Here is a 13641-nt window from a genome sequence, read left to right as displayed (position 1 = left end):
GAATGCGCGCGCGCCACTGAGGGCACACAGCTGCCCTCCCTCGAGGCACCGTGTCGTGCGCGCAGGCTTGCGCGCACACCGGTGGCAGGTCTTCGGACTCGTGGGCGCCTTGCTCGCTCCTACCGGCCGTCGCTTCCCAGGGGTCACCCAGTGCTTCGTTGACGGCTTTCGTTCCCACTCACCGCTGCGGGGCAGTCCCGGACTCTCACCGGGTTCCCTCTTGCCTCATCGGCCCGGTGCTCCGGGCCGGTGAACCACCAGCGCGGCAGATACTACATGTGGTGGTGGGGCCTGAATCACCACCCAACATGGGCGTGTCGTGGTCTAGGGTGATCAACGTGGGTGATCTTCGGTCGCGCGTTGTCATCGGTGCTCTCGTCAGTGCGGGGCTTGCTTCGGCGTCCCTCTTCACCGGTGCCGCGGCGCCCGTGACAACAGGCGTCCTGGCCGTGTCGGCGGTGGCGGTGATGATCACCACCCGGCGATCAGGGCCACCCCGAGAGCGGTCATCACGGCGGCGATCAGGCCGTCCAGCACCCGCCACGCGCGGGGCTTCGCGAACAGAGGACTGAGCAGCCGGGCGCCGAACCCGAGCGCGACGAACCACGTGACGCTCGCGGTGACCGCGCCGACCCCGAACAGCCACCGTCCGGCCGCGATCGAGCCGAGCAGCAGCAGCGTGTCCAGGTAGACGTGCGGGTTGAGCCACGTCAGCGCGAGCGCAGTGAGCACGGGCCTGCCGGATCCCGTCGCCTGGACGTTCATCGACTGTGGTTTGAACGCCCGGCGCGCCGCGAGAAACCCGTACCCCAGCAGGAAAACGCCTCCGACGACCGCCGCGACCGTGATCGCCTGCGGGAAGGCCTTCACGACCGCGCCGAACCCGGCGACGCCGACCGCGACGAGGATCGCGTCCGACACGGCGCACACGGCGACGACCTTCGCGACGGCCTGGCGTCGAAGTCCTTGGCGCAGCACGAAAGCGTTCTGCGCGCCGATGGCGACGATCAGGGTCATCATGGTGCCGAAGCCGAGCAGCAGGTCAGTCACACCGTCGACGGTATTGACGCCGTCTTGATGAGACCAGCTAAAGATTCTTACGTACCATTAGCGCTCGTGATGGACCTCGACCTGGTGCGCACGCTGCTCGCGGTCGTCGACGCGGGCACGTTCGACGCAGCCGCGACCGCGTTGCACGTCACGCCTTCCGCTGTCTCCCAACGCATCAAGGCGCTGGAGCAGCGCACTGGCCGCGTGCTGCTGGTGCGCGCCCGTCCGGTGCGGCTGACGCCGTCGGGGGAGGTGATCGTCCGCTACGGTCGGCAACTGCTCGCCCTCGACCAGGACCTGGACGCCGCCCTGGGCTCGGACGCCGTGGTGCGGGTGCCGATCGCGGTGAACGCCGACTCGCTCGCCACGTGGTTCCTCCCCGCCCTGCAACGGGTCCCGTCGTCGTTGAAGATCTCGTTCGACCTGCACCGCGAGGACCAGGACCACACGACGGCGTTGCTGCGGCAAGGCCTGGTGATGGCAGCCGTGACGTCCTCCCGCGAGCCGGTCGCGGGCTGCTCGGTGCGCAGGCTCGGCCACATCCGTTACGCGGCAATGGCATCGCAGTCCTTTGTGGACCGGTTCGCCGATGGGCAGCCGAAGTCGTGGCTGCCGGACGCGCCGGTCGTGGTCTTCGACCGCAACGACGACCTCCAGGACCGTTTCGTGCGCACGCTGACCCGCGGCCGCGGCGCCTCGGAACACCGCCACTACGTGCCGTCGTCGGAGGTGTACGTGCGGGCGATCGTGGCGGGCCTGGGCTGGGGAATGGTGCCACCGCAGCAGCTGCAGGAGGGCCTGATCGACCTGGCACCGGGCCGCACGGTGTCCGTGCCGCTGTACTGGCAGCAGTGGAAGCTCGACTCGCCGGCCCTGAACGCCGTCGCCGAAGCGGTGGAAAAAGAGGCCGCCGTCGCGCTGAGGTAGGACTTGCGCTCGGTGACATGACCGGACGGGAGCTCGAGTTCGAGGACCGCTTCACGACACTGGACCGGTGGTACCCGCACTACCTGCCGCACTGGAGGTCCAGCGCGGCCACCGCCGCCCGCCTGACGCACGGCCCCGGCCTCACCCTGTGCGGGCGGTGACGTTGCAGACGGGCGGGATCCCCGAGTCGATCCCGGACGAGTTCCGCGCCTGGGTCGAACCGGACATCGTCGGCCAGACGCTGCTCGGTAGGGCCGCCACGCTGGACGACGTCGGCAGAGCGGCGGTGTTCGTGGCCTCCGACTGGGGCCGCACGATCACGGGAGCGCAGGTCAACATCACGTGCGGCGCGATCCTGAGCTGAACCTGTCGGCTTCCTGAACCCAGGAACCCCGCGACCGAGCCACGGCGTTGACCGATATGTGCTGATTCCTCGCCTAGCCGCCACCGGCGGCTCGCTCGCCGTCGTCGCCACGGTGGCCATGGTCGGTCTGCTCGACCTGACCGTCGGCCCGCTGCGCCGCACGATCAGCGAGTACGCGCTGGGTGACTACCGCCCGGTCTTCGACGTCGCCGTGCTGCTGCTGGCCGCCGGTTCCCTCGCCATCCTCGTCGCCCTCGTCCACAAGGGGCTGGCCAGATGGCGGTCCGCGGGCTCGATCGCGCTGATCCTGTGGTCAGCAGGCCTGCTGCTCGTGGTGGCGTTCCCGAAGACGAACTGGGCCATGGGCACCAACGAGGTCAGCGGCAGCATCCACCGGTTCGGCAGCATGCTCGCGTTCGTCAGCCTGCCCGTCGCGATCATCGCGCTGGCACGGCCGTGGCTGAAGGACCACGTGTGGGGCCGACACGCCAGGTGGACGATGGCGTCCGGTCTGTTGAGCGTTGTCGCTTTCATGCCGATCCTCTACGCCATTGTGATGGGCGCGGCCTCCGACGTTCGGTGGTGGCGCGTGTTCCCGTTGGGCTACATCGAGAGGATCTTGCTCATCGCCGAGGTCGGCGCAGTGCTGGTGGTCGGGCTGTGGGCGATCGCGGCCAGTAGGGTTGCGCCATGGCGAGTTGGGGAGACCTCGCGGATTACATCCGCGCCGAGTACGACGTCATCCACGACGAGGGCGAGGAGCTGAGGGTCCTCTTCACGTTCGGGGACGACGACGAGGGCGACGACGATCGCACGCAGGTCGTGATCATCGTCCGGGAAGTCCTCGACAAGATGCACGAGTGGGTGCAGATCGCCTCGCCGTGCGGCCTCGCGAAGGACGTGAACCTGCGCGAGGTGCTGGAGGAGGTCGGCAGGTCGACCGTGGCGTGCGGCCTCGCGATCATGGGGGAGCACGTCGTGGTCCGGCACTCGCTGCCGTTGGTGGACCTCGACATCCACGAGTTCACCGACCCGCTCCAGCTCCTGGCGGGGACGGCGGACATGTTGGAAGAGCAGTTCTGGGGAGGGGACGGCTACTGAGCGGGCGGCACGGCATCGCCGTGTCCTGGGACTCAGTGAGCACACCGTGAACCTAGGTTAGGCTCTCCTAACGTGAGGGCGATGACGGTGCAGGTTCGGGCCGGCCTGGGCGTGGGACGTCTGGCCGCCGCCATGGATTCCCTGGTGGAACTGCATCCCGAACTGTGTCGTTCCGGCTTCGTTCACCACGAGGTGACCGACCCCGTCGCCGCCACCCCCGCTGCCCTCGCGGAGGCGGAGGCGGGGCTCGACCTGCGGACCGGTGTCCTGATGCAGGCGGTGTGGCTGGACGCGGGACCCGAGCGGTCCGGGCGGATCGTGCTGGTGCTGCACGACATCGTCGCCGACCGGTTGCCGCGGATCCTGCCGTGGCTGGTGCACGCCTGGAAGCAGCCGGCGCTGGTCAGCTGGGGCAGATCGGCCGGTCAGCGGTGACGGATGCCGGGACCCGTCACCGCTGTCGTGACCGTCAGCAGACGTGCACGATGTCGATCTTGTCGTTGGCGTAGCCGCCGTCGGCAGAGGTATCCCTCGACAGGTCCCGCAGGTAGTGCCCGGCGTTCAGGGCGATGACGAACCTCCAGTTGCTGGGGCTGTCCGGATCGCCGCTCCCGTCGTAGTTGTAGAAGCGGGACTGCACGCCACGCGACTGAGCGTTCCTGATCGACGACACCTGGTCGTTCCACGTGCGACCGTCCGGCAGCTTGTAGTAGCCGAGGTTCACGTCGCGGCACTTCCAGAAACTGATCTGGTGCCCGCCGAAGTTGGCGTGTTCGCTCAGGCACAGGTAGGAGGTCTTGCAGTTCTGGATGTCGTTGATCTGCGTCGGCACGCTGATAGTGACGCCCTCGTCGACCTCGACGACGTTGGGGGCGACGCGGTGCGAGCCGGGGTTCAGCCGGAGCACGGCTTGGACCTCCTGCTCGACGCGAGCGTTCGCGTGGCTGTCCGTCGCGTCGACGGCTGACGCGGGAGACGCGGTGAAGGCCAAGGCCGCGACGGCCATCACTGCTGTGGTCACAGCCGTCTTCCTGATCCCGATCATGGGTTTCTCCTTCTCGCGGAAGCGGAGCGAGAAGCCTGGGCGCCCGGTTCTCCACAACCACACCGAGTTGTGGCAATCGCCTGGTCAGCGGTGGTGATGGCGAGGGGAGAGGAGTAGGCACTGCGTCAGGGGTGGAGTCGATGCCTGTGGGTTTGCATGTGCTTGGACAGGTGGAGCTGCGCGTCGACGGCCGGTTGGTGGAGATCGGTCACGCGCGGCAGCGGTGCGTCCTGGCGGTCCTGCTGGTCGAGGCGAATCGGGTCGTCACCACGGAGCAGCTGCTGGACCGGGTCTGGGCGGATCGGTTGCCCTACAAGGCACGGCAGGTGGCGAGCAACTACGTGTCACGGCTGCGGCGCCTGCTCGCGGGCGAGGTCCCGATCGTCCGGCAGGGCGGCGGATACGTCCTGCAGGTGGATCCGGAGGCGGTGGATCTGCACCGGTTCCGCCGGCTGGTGAAACAGGCACGCGGGGGAGACGCCGCGAAGTCGTTGGCGTTGCTGGAAGAAGCTGCGGGGCTCTGGCGTGGCGAGGCGTTCGAAGGGCTGGACACCCCGTGGATCGCCGCTGTCCGCGAAGGTCTGGCACGCGAGCGGTTCGCCGCCGACGTCGACCGCGTGGACTTGGCGCTCGCACAGGGCAGGCACGCGGCGTTGTGCGCTGAGCTGTCCGAGCGAGCGGACGCGCATCCGCTGGACGAACGTGTCACCGGACAACTGATGCTCGCCCTGTACCGCAACGGCCGCCAAGCCGACGCGCTCTTCCGCTTCGACACCATCCGGGTACGCCTGGCCGACGAGGTGGGCGCCGATCCAGGACCCGAACTGCGCGAGCTGCACCGGCGAATCCTGAACACGGACCCCGCTCTGGCCCGCGCCGCGGCACCGGACGTGCCACGGCAACTGCCGGCGCCCCCGGTCCTCACTGGCCGCCTCGCCGAACTGACGCTCCTGGACGAGACGCTGGCGGGAACATCCGGCACGGTAATGATCTCGGCGATCGGCGGGGCGGGTGGGATCGGCAAGACCTGGCTCGCGCTGGCATGGGCCCACCGGCACCTGGACCGGTTCCCCGACGGCCAACTGTTCGTGGACCTGCACGGCTTCAGCCCCACAGAAGAGCCGATGGCCGCGACGGTGGCGGTGCGCGGATTCCTCGAAGCTCTGGGCGTCGACCCCGGCCGGATTCCGACAGACCTCGACGCGCAGGCGGCCTTGTACCGGAGCCAGGTCGCGGGCCGGCGGATGCTGATCGTGCTGGACAACGCCGTCACCACCGACCAGGTGATCCCCTTGCTTCCAGGTGGCTCGGCCTGCACGGTGCTGGTCACCGGACGAACGAGGCTGGCCTCCCTGATCGACCGGCACGGCGTTCGCCATCTGCAACTGGACGTTCTGGACCGCGCCGAAGCTCGTGCCCTGTTGGCGGCACGTCTCGATGCTGACCGAGTCGCCGCCGAGTCCGCAACCGTCGACGAGTTGGTCGAGTTGTGCGGGTCCTACCCGCTGGCCCTGGCCATCACGGCCCGCAACGCTGCCGCCCGTCCTGACCTCCCCCTGGCCGAGGTGGCCGCCGAACTGCGCGAGTTCGGTCTCGAGATGCTCGACCACGACACCGACCCCGCCGCGAGCTTGCCCGCGGTGTTGTCGTGGTCCCTGCGCCGGTTCACCGACGAACAGCGCACCGTGTTCGGGCTGCTGGGCATTGCCCCCGGACCCGACATCACCCTGCCCGCCGTGGCCGCCCTCACCGGCCTACCCCCGGTCCACGCACGCAAAGCGTTGTCAGCACTGGCGGAGGCGTCCCTGCTTGAACGGCGGCCGCACGGCCGGTACGCGATGCACGACCTGGTCCGCGCCTACGCCGCGACCACCGCGCATGATCTGCCCGACGAGGTCAGGGAGGCAGCTTTGGTGCGGGTGACGGACTTCTATCTGCACACCGCCTACGAAGCTGATCGCCTGCTGGAACCCACCCGCCACGACCTGCAGCCCGATCCACCGGCCCCTGGCGTCAAGCCACACCCGCTGTCCGATGCCGATGCCGCGTTCGCCTGGCTGGACGCTGAGCACACCGCCCTCATCGCTTCTCAGCGCGTCGCCATCGCCCTCGGCCGCCACAACGCGGTGTGGCAGCTTGCCTGGGTGCTGGCAATCTTTCACGCCCGGCAGGGGCATCATCTGCGCGATGAGCTGGCCATGTGGCGAGCTGCGGTGGACGCCGCCGCGCACGTGCCCGACCCCGCCATCAGAACTCGCACACATCGACTCCTGGGTCACGCCTGTTGCCGACTGGGCATGTACGAGGAGGCCATCCGGCACCTGGACGAGTCCCTCCTCTTGGCCGTGCGCCACGGCGACACCAGCCAACAAGCACACACCCACCTGGAGCTCGCATTCACCTGGGAACGGCTGGGCGATGACCGTCAGGCTTTGGACCACGCGCGGCACACGCTCGAACTCTGCCGCACCCTCGACCATCCGGTGTACGAGGCCCAGGCACTCAACGCGGTGGGCTGGTACGCCGCGCGTCTCGGCGACTTCGACACCGCCCGTCACCACTGCCGCAGCGCGCTCACCCTGCACCGGCGCCACCACCATCCTCCTGGCGAGGCCGACGCCCTCGACAGTCTCGGGCTCATCGCCCACGGCGCCGGCGACCACCGGGAGGCGATCGACCACTACCTCCAAGCACTCAGCGTGTACCGCACCCTCGGCAACACCTATCAGGTCGCGGACTCCCTCGAGAACATCGGCCACCCTCACACCAAACTCGGGCAGCACGACAAGGCCCGCAAGACCTGGCAGGAGGCACTGGAGCTGTACCGGGAGCAAGGCCGCGACGACGACGCCGCGCGGGTGCAGCGACAACTCGACGACCTCCCACCGGCGTCTCCGCAGAACGTGTGACGTGCCGCCACGGTTGGGCGCCCGTTCAGCTCAAATCGCTGTGGTCTTCAGCCGACGCCCAACCCGCCGACCACCTCCACCTTCTGCCCGGTGAACTCCCCGGTCAGCATCGGCATCGCCTCAGCGATCGCCGCCTTCGTCTCCGGCAGCTGCAACGACTCGGCGTGGTGCCGCGCCGACTCCCACACCTCGCTGACCCAGATCTTGTCCTCGTCCTCGGGGTCGAGCCCCACCGCGTAGACGCGGCAGCCGGCCTCGCGCAGGCCTGCCTGGCCTCGAGTCAGGATCGCCACCACGTCGTCGCGGTGACCGGGTTTGGTCCTCATCGAGCCGATGTAGCCGAACGCCATGCGGCCGATCCTATTTCCGCGCGACGAACACGTACTCCTTGCCGGGCCGGTCCGGCGCGTCCAGGACGTTCACGACGGAGAAGCCGCAGCGGACCAGGCTCGCCTCCACCTCGGCACGCGACCGGAACCGCAGGGTGGTGTCCGACGCGATCTCCGACCCGTCCGGGAAGCGGTATGAGTGGCGGAACGACACGAACGGCAGGTTCACGCCGAGCAGTTCGAGTTGCTCGCGCACGCCGACCAGCACCCGTGGTTTCGCCCGCGCCCAGTCCTCCCAGGCCCGCCGCTCAGGCCGCCGGGTCTCGAACACGAAGTGCCCGCCGGGGCGCAGCGCCCCGTGCACACCTCGGAGCGTGGCCTCCCAGTCGTCACCGAGGAACACCTGTGCCACGTTCCCGGTCATCGTCGCGAGGTCGACCGACAACGGGGGCAGGGAGGTCGCGTCCCCGTGCAGCCAGGTGACGCGGGAGTCCTTGGCCCGCGCGATCTCCAGGGACGCCGCGGCCGGGTCCACCCCGACGACCTCGATACCGGACGAGGCCAGCAGCACCGCCAGGGACCCCGTTCCGCATCCGACGTCGAGCACGCGGGACGCCTTCAGCTCGGCGGCGATCCCGAGATACAGGTCCAGGTCCACGCGTGGGCCGTCGAAGGCGTCGTAGATCCGGGCCAACCGCGGGTCGGCGAAAATCGCATCAGGCATGCCACATCCTAGGTCCGGCGACGAACGGCATCAGCAACTCGATGACCTCGCGATCGGGCCGGCCGTTCAGTTCCTCCTCCGCGACCCGGCGGGCGATCCCGGCGAGGAAGTCGGCCACCTGCACGCGCGCGTCGTGCTGCGAGTCCACCAGCGTCAGGCTTTCCAGGCGTGGCGCGAGTTCCTTCAGCTGCCGGATCCGCCCGTCGGTCAACGACAGCTGCTGGTCGTGCACGATCGACACCGGGCCGTCCCACTGCGCCACGGCCCGCAGGATCGCCGGGAACAACGGGTCCAGCGTCCCTCGTGGGCCGCGGGCGCGCAGCAGGTCGTTGTAGTGCTCCAGAGGTCCCGACACGGCACCGAACTCCGCGCGCACGCGCGAGGCCAGGAAGCGCCGCTTGTCCACGAGCTGCACGCGGGCGCGACCCGCCAGCGGCCCGCCAGGTCCGAGGAACCACAGCAGCACCCAGCGGTTCTTCGCGCGCAGCAGGTGGTTCGCCTTGTACTCCAGCGCGGGCGACTTGATCATCGAACGCAACGTCTCGACGCACGAGGACGCTTCTTCCCGCGACATCCGGACACCCGCGTGCGCGAAGACCGCCGTGACGCCGCCGACGAGCTTCTCGCCCTCGGAACCCGATTCGTCGCACGCGATCTCCATCAGGACATCCGGAACACGGGACCGCGGGCGCGGAACGGCAGGTGCGCGCCCGCCGGGATGAGGAAGGCGTGCTCGCGCCGGACTCGCAGCACGTCGCACGCGCCGTCGGTGATGACCAGGATCGGCCCGGACGAGGGGAAGTCGGCCGCGCGTTCGAGCAGGTCGATTCCGGGCTGCAGCACCGTGCCGCCGCGCCCGCGCACCCTCACCCTGCCCGCGATGTCCTCGACGGGCACGTAGCCGGCGTCATATGCCATCGCGTCACAGAAAACCACCCGTGCGGCCGGCACGTCACGTGCCGCCGCATAGGAAGCGATCGCACCCAGAGCCTTGCCCAGCAGCTTGGGATCCATCGAGCCGGACGTGTCCAGCACGACCCCGAAAGTCGGTCGCGACGACAAAGTCTCCGGCCGCACCCAGCCCGGCCGCGGAATGTCCGGAGTGGACGCTTGGCGACGTGATGCACGGGCGTAGGTGCGCCGCTTCTCCAGCGCGGGAACGAACTCCTCGAACCAGCGCGCCAGCTGTGCGTCCCACGACAGCGGCGGGTGCTCCAGCGCACGGATCTCCTCGACCAGCCCGGCGGGCAGCAGGCCGCGGGACGACGTGTGGTAGCTCAGCCCGGTCAGCAGCGCGCGCCGGTAGAACTCGTCCAGGTCCGTGATGTCCGCCGGTCCGCGCAACGGCTCGCCGAGCAGGTCGCCCTGACGGCCCCGCAACGTCAGCAGCTTCCGGTACCGCCGCAGGTCCACGGCGATCCGGTCGTACACCGACTCCGCCGACAGCCCTCGCAACGACGGGTCGTGCAGCACGCCCTCCGGTGCCGCGCCCACGCCCATCTCGACCAGCCAGCCGTTGACGACGAAGTCCGCGGCGACGTTCCAGAGGTACGGGTCGCGGCCGCCGACCCGGTCGCAGTGGCGCAGCGCCGCGTGCAACATCTCGTGCGCCAGCACGAAACGCCACTCCTGCCGGGACAGCCCGGCGAGCGGGTTCACGTAGATCTCCGCCGACGCCGTCGAGACCGCCGCGATCGCGATGTCCCAGCCCCGCGCCAGTTCCGCGTCCGCCACCACCGTCATCGCCGACGCCAGCGCACCCAGCAACGGGTACGACGACACGAACCAGCCCAGCGCGAGCTCCCACTCGGTGCGAGCCGGACGCGAATCAGTCAACGACGAACGCGCGCCACCGGCCACGTCGATCGCGGCCACGGCGGCGTTGGACAGTCCTGCGGCGAACCGCTCCGCCCACTTCTTCGGGTCGTTCGACGCACCACCGCGCACGCACGTGCCCGGCTCCCACGACGACGGGCGGCTGCCGAACTTCAGCGCGGGCTGGAAGTCCAGCACGTCGTCACAGGAGTGGGTGCCGAAACCCAGGTGCAGCAGGCAGTGCGCGAACACCCACGCCCACTCGTCCTCGCTCGCTTTCCGCTGCGGGTGGGCGAGCAGCGTGCCGTCCAGCGAGATGTCGGCCCACGCGTGCTCGGACTGCCGCCGCAGGTAGCCGCCGAGCGCCGCGAACAGCGGATGGGCGTGCACCCGCCGATCCGCCGCCGCGAACGCCTCCGCGGCGGGATCTGCGCGCGCACGACGGCTCATGCGCGCGCAGCCACCAGACGCGGCAGATCGCGCGTCACCTCGACGAGGAACCACGCGGGCAGCACGGGATTGCCGTCGTCGTCGGCGGCGATCACCATCTGCGCGATCTCCAACGACAGTTCGGCCAGCTCCAGCAGCAGCGCCTTGCCGCGGTGCGCGAGGTGCTTGCCCGCCGCGGGTGCGTGCGCCTTGTCGTGCGGCAGTTCCTTGACCAGACGCGCGCGGAACGCCTCGGCCAGGAAGTACAGCAGGTCGCGGTCGGCGGGAGCGGACGGCCAGCGGGCGTCACCGCGCAGCACGGCCTCAAGGCCGTACGCGTGCCGCACGGTCTTCACGTACGCCTTGAACATCGACGCGTGGTTCGCGGTGACCGTGCCGAACGCCAGCACCCCGAGCAGCTCCTCGGAGATGTCCTCGCCGAACGAGTGCAGCGCGTCGGACAGCATGTGCCAGCCGCGCGGCGTGGAGAACGTCTCCTCGACCTTGGGCGCCGCGCTCCACAGGTGGTCCGGCCGCTGGGTCAGGTACTCGAGCACCCACGGGTGGATGCCGTTCTCGCGCGCCCACGCCAGCCAGTCGCGCGACGACGCGGTGAGGTGCACGTGCACCATGCGGTTCACGAGTGCGGACGCCATCGGGCGCGCCAGGGCGTTGTCGACGGCGCGGTTGCCCGCACCGATCACGATCGAGCCCTTCGGCAGCTCGTAGGAACCGATCCGGCGGTCGAGGATCAACGAGTAGAACGCCTTCTGCACCTCGGGGCTGCTCGCGTTGAGTTCGTCGAGGAACAGGCAGTACGGGTCCTGGCGCGCGATCGTTTCCGGCGGTGCGAACCGGGATCGGCCACCGACCAGTTCCGGAACTCCGATCAGGTCCTCCGGCGCGAGCTGGGTGCCCAGCAGCGTGACGCACTCGAGCCCCAGCTCGGCGGCGAACTCCCGGACGAGCGAGGACTTGCCGATACCCGGTGCTCCCCAGAGGAAGACCGGTCGGACGACGGCGACGTGCAGCACCACCTCCGGAAGCTGTGCTGGTGTCACGGTGACTGTGGATCGCATTGCAGGTGAGGATGCCTGACCGGACTTGTTCCGGTCGCGCGAATTTGTTGACACGAGCAGTGGTCCAGTGCTGTGATTCAACGCACAACAGATAGGAAACCTTCCTAACTAAATCGCCGCCGCGCCCTGCTGTTCCCTCACACAGGAGGCACCCTGTGGCCAGATCCCTGTTCCTGGTCCTACCCGCAGCACTAGCGCTCGCCGTCCCTGCCGTCGCGGTCGCCGCCCCCGTCCAGTACCAGGCGGAGAACGCGACCATCTCGAACGGGTTGGTGGAGTCCAACCACACCGGCTTCACCGGCACGGGCTTCGTCAACTACGACAACGAGGTCGGCAGCGCGGTGGAGTTCACCGTGACCGCGCCGAGCGCGGGTTCGGCGACGCTGACGTTCCGGTTCGCCAACGGCACCACGGCGAACCGCCCGATGGACGTCTCGGTGAACGGCTCGCTGGCGGTGGACGAGCTCTCGTTCCCCGGCACGGGCGCTTGGACGACGTGGCAGACCCGCACGACGACGGTGAACCTGAACGCCGGCACCAACAAGATCAAGGCGACGGCGACCACGTCCAACGGCGGGCCGAACGTCGACCGGCTCGACGTCGAACCCCCGTCGGGCACGCCGGACACGGTCGCCCCGACCACGCCCGGCAACCTGCGGTCGACGGCCAAGACCTCGTCGTCGATCACGCTGGCGTGGGACGCGTCCACCGACAACGTGGGCGTGACGTCGTACGTGCTGTCCAACGGGCAGACCGCGACCGGCACCACGCACACCGTGAGCGGCCTGACGCCGAACACCTCGTACACCTTCACGGTCCAGGCGCGTGACGCGGCGGGCAACCTCTCCGGCGCGTCGAACTCGGTCACCGTGACCACCTCGGCGCCGTCCACCGGACGCCCGGCCGAGATCAACGGTCAGCTGCGTGTGTGCGGTGTTCAGCTGTGCAACCAGTACGGCAACCCGATCCAGCTGCGCGGCATGAGCACGCACGGCATCCAGTGGTTCAACGGCTGCAACAAGTCCGCGTGGTGGGACGCGCTCGTCAACGACTGGAACGCGGACTTCATCCGCGTCGCCATGTACGTGGCCGCCGGTGAGGACGGTTACGAGACGAACCCGCGCTACTTCACGGACCTCATGCACAGCTACATCGAGGAAGCCACCCGCCGCGGTGTCTACGTCCTGATCGACTGGCACCAGCTCGACCCGGGCGACCCGAACGTCTACACCTCGAAGGCCAAGACGTTCTTCCGCGAGATCGCCGAGCGCCACAAGGACAAGACGAACCTGATCTACGACATCGCGAACGAGCCGAACAACGTGTCGTGGTCGCGGGTCAAGGCCTACGCCGAGGAGATGATCCCGGTGATCCGGGCGATCGACTCGGACAGCCTGATCGTCTCCGGCACGCACGCCTGGTCGACGTTCGGCTACTCCGACGGCGAGGACCCGTCGGTGGTGCTGAACAACAAGGTCAACGCGACCAACTTCATGTACTCGTTCCACTTCTACGCGAACGACCACAGGGACGGGCACCTCGCCGCGCTGGACCGCGTCTCCAGCCAGGTCCCGGTGTTCGTGACCGAGTTCGGCACGCAGCAGGCGAGTGGTGACGGTCCGAACGACTTCACCATGTCGCAGAAGTACATCGACCTGATGGCCCGCAAGAAGATCTCCTGGGCCAACTGGAACTACTCCGACGACTTCAGGTCGGGTGCGGTGTTCAAGACCGGGACCTGTTCGGGCAGCACGTTCGCCGGAACCGGTGTCCTGAAGCCGGCGGGTGTCTGGGTGCGCGACCGCGTGCGCACCCCGGACAACTTCCCGACCAGCTAGCGGTCGATGAACGGCGCTTTTGTCCACCTCA

15 protein-coding genes and 1 riboswitch are annotated in these 13641 nt (G+C 68.9%); of the genes, 8 read left to right on the top strand and 7 right to left on the bottom strand.

Going from position 1 to position 13641, the window contains the following annotated elements; genetic code table 11:
- Positions 1-66: 66 nt before the first annotated feature.
- A riboswitch (cobalamin riboswitch) is annotated at positions 67-274 on the bottom strand.
- A 197-nt stretch (positions 275-471) separates the two neighbouring features.
- Positions 472-1020 carry a LysE/ArgO family amino acid transporter gene (locus tag ACFOWZ_RS35535; protein WP_382378344.1) on the bottom strand — a complete coding sequence of 183 codons (549 nt, stop codon included), beginning with the start codon at positions 1018-1020 and terminating at the stop codon, positions 472-474.
- Positions 1021-1119: 99 nt separating this feature from the next.
- Between ACFOWZ_RS35535 and ACFOWZ_RS35530 the strand changes: the two genes are divergently transcribed.
- The 6 genes from ACFOWZ_RS35530 to ACFOWZ_RS35505 all read left to right on the top strand — a co-directional run bounded on the left by ACFOWZ_RS35530 (position 1120) and on the right by ACFOWZ_RS35505 (position 3877).
- A complete protein-coding gene (locus ACFOWZ_RS35530) occupies positions 1120-1977 on the top strand; it encodes a LysR family transcriptional regulator ArgP (protein ID WP_382378343.1) in 858 nt (285 codons plus the stop codon).
- 17 nt (positions 1978-1994) lie between these two features.
- Positions 1995-2138, top strand: coding sequence for a hypothetical protein (locus ACFOWZ_RS35525; RefSeq protein WP_382378313.1), 144 nt, complete (start codon positions 1995-1997; stop codon positions 2136-2138).
- On the top strand, positions 2135-2341 hold the full coding sequence (locus ACFOWZ_RS35520; RefSeq protein ID WP_382378312.1) for an SDR family oxidoreductase: 207 nt from the start codon (positions 2135-2137) through the stop codon (positions 2339-2341). The genes ACFOWZ_RS35525 and ACFOWZ_RS35520 overlap by 4 nt, the downstream gene beginning before the upstream one ends.
- Before the next feature lie 58 nt (positions 2342-2399).
- Positions 2400-3107: a DUF998 domain-containing protein gene (locus ACFOWZ_RS35515; protein ID WP_382378311.1), complete on the top strand. Its 708-nt coding sequence runs from the start codon at positions 2400-2402 to the stop codon at positions 3105-3107.
- Positions 3032-3442 (top strand): hypothetical protein, encoded by a 411-nt coding sequence (locus tag ACFOWZ_RS35510; protein ID WP_382378310.1) that lies wholly within the window; start codon positions 3032-3034, stop codon positions 3440-3442. The genes ACFOWZ_RS35515 and ACFOWZ_RS35510 overlap by 76 nt, the downstream gene beginning before the upstream one ends.
- An 81-nt stretch (positions 3443-3523) precedes the next feature.
- A complete protein-coding gene (locus tag ACFOWZ_RS35505) occupies positions 3524-3877 on the top strand; it encodes a hypothetical protein (RefSeq protein ID WP_382378309.1) in 354 nt (117 codons plus the stop codon).
- Positions 3878-3911: 34 nt separating this feature from the next.
- Here the strand turns inward: ACFOWZ_RS35505 and ACFOWZ_RS35500 are convergent, their stop codons facing one another.
- Positions 3912-4487 carry a peptidase inhibitor family I36 protein gene (locus tag ACFOWZ_RS35500; RefSeq protein ID WP_382378308.1) on the bottom strand — a complete coding sequence of 192 codons (576 nt, stop codon included), beginning with the start codon at positions 4485-4487 and terminating at the stop codon, positions 3912-3914.
- Positions 4488-4627: 140 nt separating this feature from the next.
- Here ACFOWZ_RS35500 and ACFOWZ_RS35495 point away from each other — a divergent pair, with 140 nt between their 5' ends.
- The gene (locus ACFOWZ_RS35495; protein ID WP_382378307.1) at positions 4628-7396 is read left to right on the top strand and encodes an AfsR/SARP family transcriptional regulator; all 2769 of its coding nucleotides are present in this window, start codon (positions 4628-4630) and stop codon (positions 7394-7396) included.
- Between the two features lie 47 nt (positions 7397-7443).
- On the opposite strand, the gene ACFOWZ_RS35490 is transcribed toward ACFOWZ_RS35495, so the two are convergent.
- From ACFOWZ_RS35490 to ACFOWZ_RS35470, 5 genes are read right to left on the bottom strand one after another with little or no spacing between them, the layout of a single operon-like run.
- Entirely contained in the window at positions 7444-7746 is a 303-nt protein-coding gene (locus ACFOWZ_RS35490; protein ID WP_382378306.1) for a putative quinol monooxygenase, read from the bottom strand.
- Between the two features lie 10 nt (positions 7747-7756).
- Positions 7757-8449 (bottom strand): class I SAM-dependent methyltransferase, encoded by a 693-nt coding sequence (locus ACFOWZ_RS35485; RefSeq protein ID WP_382378305.1) that lies wholly within the window; start codon positions 8447-8449, stop codon positions 7757-7759.
- Positions 8442-9110, bottom strand: a complete 669-nt coding sequence (locus ACFOWZ_RS35480; RefSeq protein ID WP_382378304.1) for a DUF3800 domain-containing protein — start codon at positions 9108-9110, stop codon at positions 8442-8444. The genes ACFOWZ_RS35485 and ACFOWZ_RS35480 overlap by 8 nt, the downstream gene beginning before the upstream one ends.
- Complete coding sequence (locus tag ACFOWZ_RS35475; protein WP_382378303.1) at positions 9110-10714, bottom strand: vWA domain-containing protein; 1605 nt, start codon at positions 10712-10714, stop codon at positions 9110-9112. Before ACFOWZ_RS35475 ends, ACFOWZ_RS35480 begins: the two co-directional genes overlap by 1 nt.
- Positions 10711-11772 carry an AAA family ATPase gene (locus ACFOWZ_RS35470; RefSeq protein WP_382378302.1) on the bottom strand — a complete coding sequence of 354 codons (1062 nt, stop codon included), beginning with the start codon at positions 11770-11772 and terminating at the stop codon, positions 10711-10713. The genes ACFOWZ_RS35475 and ACFOWZ_RS35470 overlap by 4 nt, the downstream gene beginning before the upstream one ends.
- Positions 11773-11927: 155 nt before the next feature.
- Here ACFOWZ_RS35470 and ACFOWZ_RS35465 point away from each other — a divergent pair, with 155 nt between their 5' ends.
- A complete protein-coding gene (locus ACFOWZ_RS35465; protein ID WP_382378301.1) occupies positions 11928-13610 on the top strand; it encodes a cellulase family glycosylhydrolase in 1683 nt (560 codons plus the stop codon).
- Positions 13611-13641: the final 31 nt, after the last annotated feature.

The sequence above is a fragment of the Lentzea rhizosphaerae genome (assembly GCF_042649515.1).
In the GTDB taxonomy this organism is placed as follows: domain Bacteria; phylum Actinomycetota; class Actinomycetes; order Mycobacteriales; family Pseudonocardiaceae; genus Lentzea; species Lentzea aerocolonigenes.
Note: the sequence above shows the minus strand (reverse complement) of the source record. Positions and strands in the feature narration are given on the sequence as shown.

What these genes read in the sequence shown, in the direction of transcription:
- ACFOWZ_RS35535 (WP_382378344.1), bottom strand. Translation starts at nt 1,020, where the DNA reads ATGATGACCCTGATCGTCGCCATCGGCGCGCAGAACGCTTTCGTGCTG.
- ACFOWZ_RS35530 (WP_382378343.1), top strand. Translation starts at nt 1,120, where the DNA reads ATGGACCTCGACCTGGTGCGCACGCTGCTCGCGGTCGTCGACGCGGGC.
- ACFOWZ_RS35525 (WP_382378313.1), top strand. Translation starts at nt 1,995, where the DNA reads ATGACCGGACGGGAGCTCGAGTTCGAGGACCGCTTCACGACACTGGAC.
- ACFOWZ_RS35510 (WP_382378310.1), top strand. Translation starts at nt 3,032, where the DNA reads ATGGCGAGTTGGGGAGACCTCGCGGATTACATCCGCGCCGAGTACGAC.
- ACFOWZ_RS35505 (WP_382378309.1), top strand. Translation starts at nt 3,524, where the DNA reads ATGACGGTGCAGGTTCGGGCCGGCCTGGGCGTGGGACGTCTGGCCGCC.
- ACFOWZ_RS35500 (WP_382378308.1), bottom strand. Translation starts at nt 4,487, where the DNA reads ATGATCGGGATCAGGAAGACGGCTGTGACCACAGCAGTGATGGCCGTC.
- ACFOWZ_RS35495 (WP_382378307.1), top strand. Translation starts at nt 4,628, where the DNA reads ATGCCTGTGGGTTTGCATGTGCTTGGACAGGTGGAGCTGCGCGTCGAC.
- ACFOWZ_RS35490 (WP_382378306.1), bottom strand. Translation starts at nt 7,746, where the DNA reads ATGGCGTTCGGCTACATCGGCTCGATGAGGACCAAACCCGGTCACCGC.
- ACFOWZ_RS35485 (WP_382378305.1), bottom strand. Translation starts at nt 8,449, where the DNA reads ATGCCTGATGCGATTTTCGCCGACCCGCGGTTGGCCCGGATCTACGAC.
- ACFOWZ_RS35480 (WP_382378304.1), bottom strand. Translation starts at nt 9,110, where the DNA reads ATGGAGATCGCGTGCGACGAATCGGGTTCCGAGGGCGAGAAGCTCGTC.
- ACFOWZ_RS35475 (WP_382378303.1), bottom strand. Translation starts at nt 10,714, where the DNA reads ATGAGCCGTCGTGCGCGCGCAGATCCCGCCGCGGAGGCGTTCGCGGCG.
- ACFOWZ_RS35470 (WP_382378302.1), bottom strand. Translation starts at nt 11,772, where the DNA reads ATGCGATCCACAGTCACCGTGACACCAGCACAGCTTCCGGAGGTGGTG.